This window comes from Tistrella bauzanensis, from assembly GCF_014636235.1.
Taxonomy (GTDB): Bacteria; Pseudomonadota; Alphaproteobacteria; order Tistrellales; family Tistrellaceae; genus Tistrella; species Tistrella bauzanensis.
Genome location: NZ_BMDZ01000031.1, coordinates 52,622 through 63,958, shown reverse-complemented (window position 1 = coordinate 63,958; position 11,337 = coordinate 52,622). Strand labels below are relative to the sequence as shown.

Here is an 11,337-nt window from a genome sequence, read left to right as displayed (position 1 = left end):
TCTGTGGAAGCCTGTTGAATCACGCCAAACTATCGTGCGCCAGAGATTCCGATCACCGCGTTAACCTGAACTCGTTGCCCTGGCACAGGTGCGCTGGGTCGAGCACATCCCCCAGCTCCGATCGCCGACCGGCCATGGCAAGGGCGGTGGCCAGATAGGCCATGTAGGCGCTGGAGGATGCACCGCAGTCGATCCCCCACTGGCAGGTGCTTATCAACGCGTCCAGGTCACCGCGTGTCAGGCAATCGCTGCCAAACGCGCCAAGCACCAAATTGTCATCAGGGTCTTCACGTAAAGCCTGCTGCGCCGCCGCCTGAGCCTCGTCAAACCGGCACAAGGCGTAGAGGGCGAGGACCTTTTGCCGCGCCGCGCCCTCAACCCCTTGCGCAATCGCGCTGTCGACCACGCGCAGGGCGATATCCGGCCGCTCGCCGGCGATTGCGGCGCGCGCCAACTCGCACGCGAGCGCCGGTGTCAGGCCATCCCCGTCTGCAAGCGGCGACAGCAGATCGAAAATCTCGTCCCAGCGACGATCATCCCTGAGCACAATCACAAGATCGCACAGCAGGTCGGGACGGCCCGGATGCGACGCAACAGCGGCGCGCAACAAGGGCAGGAAGGATTTTGCTGGCGAACGTGGCGTCGGTTGATCCGTGCGCCAAACGATCGGGGATCGGTTGATCTGCATGCTCATGCCACGCTGCTTACCCTGAAGCGGACGGAATGATAAGGCCTGACGTCGAGTATATCAGCATCCACATCACAAAATGGTACAGGGCCCTGTCGCAACAGCAAGTCGACGGGGAACGATGGGTACAGCGCTGCCGGCTCACCACCGATCAGTTTTAACGGAAGAAATCTCTTGACGTCGGGAATCGGTATGCGATTCGAGGGGGCCGCCCTTTCAGGAGCGGATTGAACCTTATGGATGGCGTCAAAGGCATAGCGGCGGGCATATCGGCTGAATTGCAGCGACGGCTGCCCGGTCCGCTGCCACCATCTCTCGAAGATCATTCCACACCGCCGGTTCCCGGATCAGACCACAGACGAGGTCGATGTTGGGATCGGGCATGGCCGGGTCGCCAATCTTGAGGAGATCTCGGACCGCCGAGGTCGCGGGCGCGATCATCACCGCCGACACACCCGGCCCGTGATCGTGGCCAATGGTCTGTCGTCGGATTTGCTGGCCGGAACATTGATCGGGATCGGCGATCCGAAGACCGAAGCACCCCGGGAGGCCTTCTGGCGCAATTTTGCTGATGCGCCGCAGCTTTTTGCGCCGTATTGTGCTGTCAAGGTAACTGGAGCCCTGCTTCTCCCTCAGGGCGGGCCGGCGATCGAGACGCAGGCGGCGATCGAGATGCGGGCCCGGCTTCTGGGCATGGCGGGCGCAGCACTGCCGAACCTCCACGCCGCCGGCGATGCCGCGGTCGGGGTCTCGGGTGCCGATGACCATGGGTCTCTATGACCATGGCTGTCTGTGACCATGGGTGTCTGGCGGGTATTGGTCCGCCGACCGCCACGGTGGCTGGCCGCATCGCGGGTGCGCACCGCCCGCGATGACAGGGCCGGAATGGATGACAGGGTCGGCATCCGGGAAATGCGGATGTCCCCGTCTGGTCCGGATATGATCGCCGGACCGCAGGGGCATCCGCATTTTTGTATGCAGATCAGGCGCTTTTGAGCACGCTGGGCGGGATGGCCGCGATAAAATCCGTCAGATTATCGCCAAGCAGGGTGACGTGGTCGCGCATTGCCGCCTGAGCGCCGGCTGAATCCGCCGCCATGATCGCGTTCAGCACCCGTTCATGCTCGTCCAGGGTGGCACTCATCCGGCCGGGCAGGAAGGTGACATAGCGCCGATAGGGCGACACCCGGTTGCGCAGGGCCAGGGTCTGTTCGGCGATGAACTCGGAATTTGAGGCGTCATAGATCGCCTCGTGGAATTCGCGGTTCACCTCATAGAACACCTCGGGCTCGTCATCCTGAATCACCCGGACCAGACGTTCATGAATGGCCTGAAGATTGCGGCGCTGTGCGGTATTGGCCCTGCGGGCGGCGAAGCTGGCGCACAAGCCCTCAAGCTCGGCCATGATCTGGAACATTTCCAGCAGCATCGAGATCGACACGGTCGAGACCGTCGCCCCCTGGCGGGAGCGCATCTCGATCAGCCCGCCCGCGGCCAACGCATGCAGCGCCTCACGCACCGGCGTGCGCGAGACATTGAACCGCTCGGCCAGTTCAACCTCGTCCAGGCGGTCGCCGGGCCGCAGCTCGCCGCGCACGATCTGCTGCTCAAGGCTGCGGCGCAGGTTCTCAGCGCGGGTTTCGGTCACCACGGGCACCGTCTTGATCTTCATGTCGGCCTGCTCGGTTTGCTATGGTGATGGGTGTCGCGGCAGCACCGCAAGCGCGGGCCGCGTCATTCTGCGGCAGACAATACCGGTTTCCTGGCGCTGCTGCACGCAGAACAGCCCCATCCGCATGCCGATGTCGCTTTTGCCGCAGGCCACTGCCTATCCTGGTATGCCCCACGCGTTCCGGGACACCACTCATTCCGGGACACCGCTCATTCAGGGACAAGATTGCGCGGCCGCGACATCACATCGCGGACCAGCGGCTCGAAATCGCCCAGGGTCAGCGCCCGGTAGTCGCGGTCGAAGGATGCCTGATCATAGCGTTCGCAGAACTCGGCGGTCATGTCGAAGCATGGATGGTCGCGATGGCGGTCGCGGGCATGCCGATCGCGCCCCAGGAATTGCCAATAGTAATAGCCCTGGAACGAGCCGTGATGGCGAACCATCCAGTACAGATCTTCGGTCAGATAGGGCCGCAACATGGCGGCGCCAGCCTCTGGATGATTGGCGGGGGCGATGGCGTCGCCCACGTCATGAAACAGCGCCGCAAAGACATACAGATCACTCCGCCCGTCTTTCAGCGCCCGGGTGGCGGTTTGCAGCGAGTGCTCCAGCCGGTCGATCGGAAAGCCCAGATGCGGCGTCGATAGCGAGGCCAGAAGCCGCAGATACAGATCCGGCGTCGTCTGGCGATACCGGGCCATATGGCGCTCCTGGATGACGTAATCCTCGGCCACGCTCTCGCGGATGCTGCGGTATTGCGCGCGCTCATCGGCGGTGAAAGGCAGCGTCACCCGGTCGCCGGTCGTCATTCCATCAGCCATGATGCATCTCCTGCATGCACATCCTGGCTTTTTGTATCAGATGACCGGGTTCCTGTCGAGAACATGCACGGGCCATCCTGCCTGTTTTGACGCCATAGCCGGAATTTTGCCCATTTAATGGGCCGTAGGCCCGATTTTTGAGCAAAAATTATGCGCTTCACGCCAATCTTGCATACAGAGACTGGCAGTCACGCATCCGCAGCGCTAGGATTACGACAGGAATAAGACGGCCTGTATCCGGCGGAACCGCTGGCCACAGGATCGCACAGCACGGCCGCGCCGTCATCCGGCTGTCACAGTGCCCGGCGCTTGGCACGGGCGTTGCAACGAGCCTGGCCGGTACTGCATGACATCGCATGTGCCGGACCCGTGATTGAACATACGTCGATACACAATCTGCCCGACCCGTCGATGTCATCGCCCATCGGCCCCGAGAACGCCCCCGGACGCTTGAGGAGACCAACTGACATGGCTTTCGCACCCATCTTCGCAGACGGTGCCAGCGGCGCCGGCCGGATCAGGGCCCGGACCCGGTCCGCAGGCCGGGCGATCGCCGCATTCGCGGTGGCGGCCCCCCTGCTGGCGGCCGCCAGCCTGGGCGGCGCCGATGCCGCCGCCGCGGCCGAAAAGGCCTCGCTGCGGCTGAAATGGCTGCCGCAGGCACAGTTCGCCGGCTTCTATGTCGCGAAAGCCAAGGGCTTCTACGAGGCCGAGGGCATCGACCTGACGATCAATCCGGGCGGCCCCAACCTGAATGCCGAGGCGCTGGTCGCCTCGGGCGCCGACACCTTCGGCCTCAGCGGCGGCGTGGAAAGCCATCTGGCGGCGGTCGACAAGGGCATGTCTCTGGTGGCGATCGGCGTCGCCCACCAGAAGACCCCTTATGCTTTCGTCACCTATCCCGACAGCGGCATCAACACGCTGGAAGACTTCAAGGGCCGCAAGGTCTCGACCTGGTATTCCGGATCGCAATACACCCTGAAGGCGATGCTGGCGACGGCCGGCATCACCGAGAACGACCTCACCATCATGCCGCAATCGGTGTCGATGAACCCGTTCATCGACCGGGAAGTCGATGTGGCCACAGCGACACTCTATAACGAGTTGAACACGCTGAAGGCCCGCGGCCTGACCGACCTCAAGATCTTCCAGCCCGATGACTACGGCATCGTCGTGCAGCGCGACACGCTGATCACCACGGCCGAGACCATCAAGGACAAGCCGGAACTGGTGCAGGGTTTCTTCGATGCCACGGTCAAGGGCTGGAAATATGCCCTTCAGCACAAGGACGAGGCGGTCGACATTCTGTTGAAGGTCGACCCGGGCATGGATCGCAAGCATCAGGAAGCGATGATCGACACCATCGAGGACGTGATGATCGCCGGCAAGGGCGCCAGCGACGGCATGTTCTTCATCGATTACGACACGCTTCAGAAGCAGCACGACATCCTGCTCGCCGCCGGCGTGATGAAGAACCCGGTCGATCTGAAGACCGCCTTCGACCCGTCCTTCTGGGAGAAGGCCCCCGTCGACGACAAGAAGCTCTGAGAACGGAAGGGCGCATGATGCCGGTTTCCCCCCGCGATCTCCTGGCCACCCGCCCCGCCCCCGCCACAGCCATGGCTGCGGCGGGGGAGAAGCCGCCGCTTCTGGAACTGGTCAATCTGTGGAAGCGGTTCGGCGATGGCCCGTCACAGGTCACCGCGGTTTCCAATGTCAACCTGAAGATCCGCGACGGCGAATTCGTCACCCTGGTCGGGCCGTCCGGCTGCGGCAAATCCACCCTGTTCAACGTGGTCGGCGGCCTGCTGCCCGGCGATGACGACGGCTCGATCCTGATGCATGGCCGGCCGATGGCTGACGGTGCGCTGCTGGGCAAGGTGTCGTTTATGCCGCAGCGCGACCTGCTGTTCGCATGGCGCAACGTCATCGACAACGCCATTCTGGGGCTTGAGGTCGAAGGCGTGCCGCGCGCCACGGCACGGGCCAGGGCGCTGGAGATGCTGCCCGATTTCGGCCTGAAGGGCTTTGCGAAACACTATCCGCACCAGTTGTCGGGGGGCATGCGCCAGCGCGTCGCCCTGATGCGCACCTTCCTGTTCGAGCGTGACATGATCCTGCTCGACGAGCCGTTCGGCGCGCTCGACGCCCTGACCCGGGCCATGATGCAGCGCTGGCTGCTGGATATCTGGTCGCGCTACAAGCGCACGGTGCTGTTCATCACCCATGACATCGACGAGGCGATCTTCCTGGGCGACCGGGTGGTGGTGATGACCGCCCGCCCCGGCACGATCAAATGCGACGAGGTGATCGACCTGCCCCGCCCGCGCGACCCGGACATCGTCACCTCGCCCGAATTCATCGCCATCAAGCGCCGTCTGCTGGATGCGATCGAGGAAGAGGCCCGCAAGAGCTTCATGCCCGAAAGCGGGGATGCATGATGGCCATTGCCGCCCGTCTGCGCGGACCGCTGATCGGCCTCAGACGCCCGGTCCTGACCATGCTGGCTCTGGCCGTGCTGTGGGAAGGCATCGCCCGCGGTTTCGATGTGCCGGCATCCTTCTTCCCGCCTCTGTCGGTGGTGCTGGCCGATGCCTGGTCGGTGTTTCCCTATCTGATGCGCAGCGTTGGCCGCACCTTTGTCGAAACCACGCTGGGTTTCGTCACCGGCTCGTTGTTCGGCATCTTCTGCGGCGTGGTCTTCGCCTATTCGCGCGGGCTTGAGCGGGCGCTGTTCCCCTTGTTCGTGGTGTCGCAGACCATTCCGGTCATCGCCTTCGGCGCGCTGATCATCATCTGGTTCGGCAACACCATTCTGGCCAAGGTGATCATCGCCTTCTACCTGACCTTCTTTCCGGTCACGGTGAACACCCATCGCGGCCTGCTCGCCTGCGATCCGCAGAAGGTGTCGCTGATGAAGAGCTTCGGCGCCAGCGAATGGATCATCTTCACCCGGCTGCGCTTCCCCTCGGCCCTGCCGGTGATCGCGGTCGCGCTCAGGCTCGGCATCTCGCTCAGCCTGATCGGCGCGATCGTGGGTGAATGGTTCGGCGACACCGTCGGGCTGGGCGTCATGCTGATCCAGGCGATGTACACCGAGGCGGTGCCCCGGCTGTGGGCGTTGATCCTGGCCTGCGGCCTGCTTGGTTCGGCGCTGTATGCGGTGGTGGCGTTCTTCGAAAGGAGGTTCATATGGTGGCGTCAGGACTGAGGTCGCGCCCAGGGCGGGCCTCACGTACAGGATGGGCCTTCCTTGCGCTGCTGCGTGAACGGGTGCTGCCCGTCGTGCTGGGGCTGGCGGCGATCGGGATCGTCTGGGAAGGCGCCATCTGGTTCTTCGACGTGAAGCCCTTCGTGCTGCCGTCGCTGACCGCGATCTTCGCCGCCACCATCGACGACCTGCCCCGCATGCTGGTGGCGCTTCAGGCGACGCTCTATGAGGCAGGGTCCGGCTATGCGCTCGGCACCGCCATCGGCGTCGCCCTGGCCATGCTGATGGTGTTCATGCCGCCCCTGGAACGGGTGCTGATGCCGGTGGTGGTGGCGATCAATTCGGTGCCGGTGGTGGCCTATACCCCGCTGGCCCTGATCTGGCTGGGCATCGGCCCGGCATCCAAGATCGCCATGGTCACGCTGGCGGTGGGTTTCGTGATCCTGATCAACACCATCCACGGTCTGAAGCGCCCGGAACAGGGCGCCATCGACCTGATGCGCAGCTTCGGCGCCGGCCCGGTCACCATCATGCGCAAGCTGCGGCTGCCGGCGGCGATGCCGTCGATGGTCAACGGCCTGAGGGTCGCGGTGGTGCGCGCGATCATCGTCGCCATCGTCGCCGAGATGCTCGGTGCCTATTCCGGCATCGGCTGGGTGATCTTCCAGGCGACACAGCAGGTCGATTTCCTGCTGGTCTGGGCGGCGGTGCTCACCTCGTCGGTGGCCAGCATGCTGCTCTATCTGCTGCTGGTCTGGATCGATCGCAAGCTGGTCTGGTGGCAGTAACCCGCAAGGAACCGATGATCATGACAGCCCCCCTGTCCGACACCGACGCATCCCGGCCCGACATGCCCGACAGCCCGCGGACCGAGGCCGATCTGCGCCGCCAGCTTGCCGCCTGCTATCGGCTGGTCGCCCATTTCGGCATGGACGATCTGATCTACAACCACATCTCGGCGCGGGTGCCGGGGTCCGATCACCAGTTCCTGATCAACCCCTATGGCCGGTTCTTCCGCGAGATCACCGCGTCGTCGCTGCTGCGGATCGACCTTGACGGCACCAAGATCTGCGACACGCCGGGCCAGGTGAACCGCGCCGGATTCGTGATCCATGCAGCCATCCACCGGGCACGCGCCGATGCGATGTGCGTGCTGCATGTCCATTCCGATGCCGCGACCGCGGTGTCGGCGCTGCCGGACGCGCTGTTGCCGCTCAGCCAGTTCGCGATGCATTTCTACAACCGCATCGGCATCCATGCCTATGAGGGCGTGGCGCTGGATCTGGACGAACAGGAGCGGCTTGTCGCCGATATCGGCGATCACCGGGTGCTGCTGCTGCGCAATCACGGCTTCCTGACCGTGGGCCAGACGGTGCCGGAGGCCTTCATGCTGGCCTATTACTTCGAGCGTGCCGCCCGCATCCAGTTGCAGGCCCAGGCGGCCGCCGCCGCATCCGGCCGGCCGGTGGTGCTGCCGCCGCACGAGGTCTGTGAAAAGGCCGCCCGCCAGTTCACCGAATTCGCCGGCGACATCAAGCGGCCGGGCTTCCGGGAATGGCCCGGGTTCATCCGCATGCTCGACGAGCTTGCACCCGGCTATGCCGACTGACCGCCCCTCCCCCCCCTCGCTCTATCCTATCGACAGAAGGACCAGCCCCATGGAGATCAGGGAACTCTCGCCCGTCATTGGCGTCGAGCTTCTGGGTGTCGATGCCTCGGCACCGATTTCCGATGCCGAGGTCGCGCGGCTGCGCGACCTGCTGAACACGCATTCGGTGCTGCTGCTGCGCAACCAGTCGCTGACCGAGGCCCAGCATGTCGCGTTCTCGCGCTATTTCGGCGACCTTCAGATCCACGTGCTGACCCAGTACCTGACGACCGCCCATCCGGAAATCTATGTGCTGTCGAACGTCAAGGAAGCCGGACGCAGCATCGGCAACCACAAGGAGGGCTGGAACTGGCATTCCGACTGGTCCTATCTGGAAATTCCCTGTTTCGGATCGGTGCTCTATGCCCGCGAATGCCCGCCCGAGGGCGCCGACACCCTGTTCGCATCGATGCATGCCGCCTGGGAGGCACTGGATCCGGAATTGCAGGCGCGCATCCGCGACATGACCGCCGTGCATTCCTATAGCGGCTATTACAACAAGGCCTTCGGCGATCGCGAGCCGTTGAGCGCCGCCCAGATCGCGGCCACGCCCGATGTGGTGCATCCGGTGGTGCGCACCCATCCGGAAACCGGCCGGCTGTCGCTTTATGTCGGCGAGGACATCGTCAAGGAGATCCAGGGCCTGCCGGCGGACGAATCAGCGGCGCTGCTGCACGCCCTGAACAGCCATGCGATTTCCGATGCCTTCGTCTATCGGCACACATGGCAGGAAGGCGACCTGCTGATCTGGGACAATCGCTGCACCATGCACAAGGCGACGCCCTATGACGACGTGAAATACCGCCGGATCATGCACCGCGCCACCATCAAGGGCACCGACCGGCCGGTGTGACCGGCACCGCCGGCCGCTCACCAAGATGTGATCCGCGCCGAGCTGCGGTCGCGTTGACATCGGCAGGGCCAGCGGCCAGCCTCAGAGCCATACCCCCGGCGCATCGGGCGCCGGGGCAGATGATCACGAGGCGCCCTCGCATGTCAGATCCGACCGAAACCGCCGTCACGGCCCATCCCGGGATGGCCCATCCCGGGATGGCCCTTCCCGGCATGACCTTTCCCGCCATGGACTGGCCGCAGACCGACGGCGGCCGCCTGAACCCGGCGGCGATGACCGGCTGGCGCATGCTGGTGGTCTATCGCGGCGCCCATTGCCCGCTGTGCAAGACCTATCTGAAGACGCTGGAAGCGCTGAAAGCCGGCTTTGCCGAGGCCGGTATCGCGGTGGCGGCGCTGTCGGCCGACCCGGCCGACCGCGCCGCCGCCGAAGCCTCGGAACAGAGCTGGACCTTCCCGGTCGGCTATGACCTGACCCCTGATCAGATGCGGGGTCTGGGCCTGTATGTCTCGGCGCCGCGCTCGGCCCAGGAAACCGACCGCCCCTTTGCCGAACCGGGCGTGTTCGTCATCAACCCCGATGGCGCGGTGCAGATCGTCGACATCTCGAACGCACCCTTCGCGCGACCGGATCTGGCCGCCCTGCTGCGGGGCATCAGCTTCGTTCAGGCCAAGAGCTATCCGATCCGCGGCACCGCCTGAGGCACGCCCGGCACCGTCCGGAGCACACCCGAGGATCTGCCTGGCCCTTGTGCCCATCGGGGCACGAAGGGTGCAGGCCAAGCCGGGATAGCCGGTGGAATTAGCGGTGGATGCCTTGAATTTAGGCGACTGTTTAAATATTGAGCGACGACAGTTCTCTGTCGTCGTTTTTTTTATGACATTATATCAAAGCCTTGGACACATCCCCCAAACTGGCGCGGAGATTGCTTTGGACCGGCCCGGCCAGATTCGGGCCTGCGCTGCCCGCTGACGAGACCGCGCAATCGACGCTTCTGGATCAAGCCGTTCCTAGAGGACCAGGGGATAGTAATGAAGCACGTAAGAACCCTTCTTGCCGCGGGCTCTGCCTTGGCGTTGTCGGCGCTGCCGGCCTGGGCGCAGGACGCAACCCCAGCCATAGCCGATGCCGCCGCGGCCGCCACGATGGACAAGGGCGATACCGCCTGGATGATGGTGTCCACCATCCTGGTTCTGTTCATGATCCTGCCCGGCCTGGCGCTGTTCTATGGCGGTCTGGTGCGCGCCAAGAACATGCTGTCGGTGCTGATGCAGTGCACCATGATCACCGGCGTGGTGATCATCGTCTGGACGCTCTGGGGCTATTCGATGGCCTTCGGCGATGCGCCAAGCCTGTTCTGGGGCGGGCTCGACAAGGCCTTCCTGGCTGGCGTCACCATGGACAGCATGGCCGCGACCTTCACCGATGGCGTGGTCATCCCCGAATACGTCTTCATCTGCTTCCAGATGACCTTCGCCTGCATCACCCCGGCGCTGATCGTCGGCGCCTTCGCCGAGCGCATGCGCTTCACGGCGGTGGTGGTGTTCGTGGTTCTGTGGGTCACCTTCGTGTACTTCCCCATCGCCCATATGGTGTGGGACAGCGACGGGCTGCTGTTCGCCTGGGGCGCGCTGGATTTCGCCGGCGGCACGGTCGTGCACATCAATGCCGGTATCGCGGGCCTGGTCGGCTGCATCATGGTCGGCAAGCGCGCCGGTCTCGGTCGCGACATGATGGCGCCGCATTCGATGACGCTGACGATGGTCGGCGCCTCGATGCTGTGGGTGGGCTGGTTCGGCTTCAACGCCGGCTCTAATCTTGAAGCCAATGGCGGCGCGGCGCTTGCCATGATCAACACCTTCACGGCCACCGCCGGCGCGCTGGTTGCCTGGGTGGTCATCGAATCCCTGGCACGCGGCAAGGCCTCCATGCTGGGCGGTGCCTCGGGCATCGTCGCCGGTCTGGTGGCAGTCACCCCGGCCGCCGGCCTGATCGGCCCGGTCGGTGCCATCGTGCTCGGCGTCATCGCCAGCACCGTCTGCTATGTCTTCGTCACCGTGATCAAGAACAAGTTCGGCTATGACGACAGCCTGGACGTGTTCGGCATCCATGGCGTCGGCGGCATCATCGGCGCCATCGGCACCGGCGTGTTCACCAGCGCCTCGCTGGGCGGCATCGGCTTTGCCGACGACGTCACCATGGCCGATCAGGTCTGGACCCAGATCCTGGCGGTTCTGGTCACCATCGCGTGGTCGGGCATCGGCAGCATCATCCTCTACAAGATCGTCGACCTGATCATCGGTCTGCGGGTCAGCAAGGAGTCGGAAACCGAGGGCCTCGACCTGTCGAGCCATGGCGAAGCCGCCTATCACGGCTGATACCGGGGGGCGGCCGGACCGGTTCCGGCCTGCCGCCACAACGCAACCAGTGCCCCGCATCATCAC

At 64.4% G+C, this 11,337-nt stretch carries 12 protein-coding genes; 9 read left to right on the top strand and 3 right to left on the bottom strand.

Annotation, left to right across the window (positions count from 1 at the left end):
• Nucleotides 1-52: 52 nt before the first annotated feature.
• Nucleotides 53-694, bottom strand: a complete 642-nt coding sequence (locus tag IEW15_RS13715) for a tetratricopeptide repeat protein (protein WP_188578795.1) — start codon at nucleotides 692-694, stop codon at nucleotides 53-55.
• Between the two features lie 456 nt (nucleotides 695-1,150).
• Between IEW15_RS13715 and IEW15_RS26760 the strand changes: the two genes are divergently transcribed.
• Nucleotides 1,151-1,468 carry an FAD-binding protein gene (locus IEW15_RS26760; RefSeq protein ID WP_408999445.1) on the top strand — a complete coding sequence of 106 codons (318 nt, stop codon included), beginning with the start codon at nucleotides 1,151-1,153 and terminating at the stop codon, nucleotides 1,466-1,468.
• A 202-nt stretch (nucleotides 1,469-1,670) separates the two neighbouring features.
• Here IEW15_RS26760 and IEW15_RS13705 read toward each other — a convergent pair whose 3' ends face one another.
• Nucleotides 1,671-2,360, bottom strand: coding sequence for a GntR family transcriptional regulator (locus IEW15_RS13705; protein ID WP_188578792.1), 690 nt, complete (start codon nucleotides 2,358-2,360; stop codon nucleotides 1,671-1,673).
• A 209-nt stretch (nucleotides 2,361-2,569) separates the two neighbouring features.
• On the bottom strand, nucleotides 2,570-3,181 hold the full coding sequence (locus IEW15_RS13700) for an HD domain-containing protein (RefSeq protein WP_188578790.1): 612 nt from the start codon (nucleotides 3,179-3,181) through the stop codon (nucleotides 2,570-2,572).
• A 468-nt stretch (nucleotides 3,182-3,649) separates the two neighbouring features.
• Between IEW15_RS13700 and IEW15_RS13695 the strand changes: the two genes are divergently transcribed.
• The 8 genes from IEW15_RS13695 to IEW15_RS13660 all read left to right on the top strand — a co-directional run bounded on the left by IEW15_RS13695 (nucleotide 3,650) and on the right by IEW15_RS13660 (nucleotide 11,271).
• Nucleotides 3,650-4,729 (top strand): ABC transporter substrate-binding protein, encoded by a 1,080-nt coding sequence (locus tag IEW15_RS13695; protein WP_188578788.1) that lies wholly within the window; start codon nucleotides 3,650-3,652, stop codon nucleotides 4,727-4,729.
• Nucleotides 4,730-4,743: 14 nt separating this feature from the next.
• Complete coding sequence (locus tag IEW15_RS13690) at nucleotides 4,744-5,622, top strand: ABC transporter ATP-binding protein (protein ID WP_229708100.1); 879 nt, start codon at nucleotides 4,744-4,746, stop codon at nucleotides 5,620-5,622.
• Nucleotides 5,619-6,392: an ABC transporter permease gene (locus IEW15_RS13685; protein ID WP_188578786.1), complete on the top strand. Its 774-nt coding sequence runs from the start codon at nucleotides 5,619-5,621 to the stop codon at nucleotides 6,390-6,392. Before IEW15_RS13690 ends, IEW15_RS13685 begins: the two co-directional genes overlap by 4 nt.
• On the top strand, nucleotides 6,374-7,180 hold the full coding sequence (locus tag IEW15_RS13680; RefSeq protein WP_188578784.1) for an ABC transporter permease: 807 nt from the start codon (nucleotides 6,374-6,376) through the stop codon (nucleotides 7,178-7,180). The genes IEW15_RS13685 and IEW15_RS13680 overlap by 19 nt, the downstream gene beginning before the upstream one ends.
• Nucleotides 7,181-7,200: 20 nt before the next feature.
• Nucleotides 7,201-8,001 carry a class II aldolase/adducin family protein gene (locus tag IEW15_RS13675; RefSeq protein WP_229708099.1) on the top strand — a complete coding sequence of 267 codons (801 nt, stop codon included), beginning with the start codon at nucleotides 7,201-7,203 and terminating at the stop codon, nucleotides 7,999-8,001.
• A 49-nt stretch (nucleotides 8,002-8,050) separates the two neighbouring features.
• Entirely contained in the window at nucleotides 8,051-8,893 is an 843-nt protein-coding gene (locus tag IEW15_RS13670; RefSeq protein WP_188578782.1) for a TauD/TfdA dioxygenase family protein, read from the top strand.
• Nucleotides 8,894-9,033: 140 nt separating this feature from the next.
• On the top strand, nucleotides 9,034-9,594 hold the full coding sequence (locus IEW15_RS13665) for a redoxin domain-containing protein (RefSeq protein ID WP_229708098.1): 561 nt from the start codon (nucleotides 9,034-9,036) through the stop codon (nucleotides 9,592-9,594).
• 330 nt (nucleotides 9,595-9,924) lie between these two features.
• The gene (locus tag IEW15_RS13660; RefSeq protein WP_188578780.1) at nucleotides 9,925-11,271 is read left to right on the top strand and encodes an ammonium transporter; all 1,347 of its coding nucleotides are present in this window, start codon (nucleotides 9,925-9,927) and stop codon (nucleotides 11,269-11,271) included.
• Nucleotides 11,272-11,337 lie beyond the last annotated feature (66 nt).

What these genes read in the sequence shown, in the direction of transcription:
- IEW15_RS13715 (WP_188578795.1), bottom strand. Translation starts at nt 694, where the DNA reads ATGAGCATGCAGATCAACCGATCCCCGATCGTTTGGCGCACGGATCAA.
- IEW15_RS13705 (WP_188578792.1), bottom strand. Translation starts at nt 2,360, where the DNA reads ATGAAGATCAAGACGGTGCCCGTGGTGACCGAAACCCGCGCTGAGAAC.
- IEW15_RS13700 (WP_188578790.1), bottom strand. Translation starts at nt 3,181, where the DNA reads ATGGCTGATGGAATGACGACCGGCGACCGGGTGACGCTGCCTTTCACC.
- IEW15_RS13695 (WP_188578788.1), top strand. Translation starts at nt 3,650, where the DNA reads ATGGCTTTCGCACCCATCTTCGCAGACGGTGCCAGCGGCGCCGGCCGG.
- IEW15_RS13690 (WP_229708100.1), top strand. Translation starts at nt 4,744, where the DNA reads ATGATGCCGGTTTCCCCCCGCGATCTCCTGGCCACCCGCCCCGCCCCC.
- IEW15_RS13685 (WP_188578786.1), top strand. Translation starts at nt 5,619, where the DNA reads ATGATGGCCATTGCCGCCCGTCTGCGCGGACCGCTGATCGGCCTCAGA.
- IEW15_RS13680 (WP_188578784.1), top strand. Translation starts at nt 6,374, where the DNA reads ATGGTGGCGTCAGGACTGAGGTCGCGCCCAGGGCGGGCCTCACGTACA.
- IEW15_RS13675 (WP_229708099.1), top strand. Translation starts at nt 7,201, where the DNA reads ATGACAGCCCCCCTGTCCGACACCGACGCATCCCGGCCCGACATGCCC.
- IEW15_RS13670 (WP_188578782.1), top strand. Translation starts at nt 8,051, where the DNA reads ATGGAGATCAGGGAACTCTCGCCCGTCATTGGCGTCGAGCTTCTGGGT.
- IEW15_RS13665 (WP_229708098.1), top strand. Translation starts at nt 9,034, where the DNA reads ATGTCAGATCCGACCGAAACCGCCGTCACGGCCCATCCCGGGATGGCC.
- IEW15_RS13660 (WP_188578780.1), top strand. Translation starts at nt 9,925, where the DNA reads ATGAAGCACGTAAGAACCCTTCTTGCCGCGGGCTCTGCCTTGGCGTTG.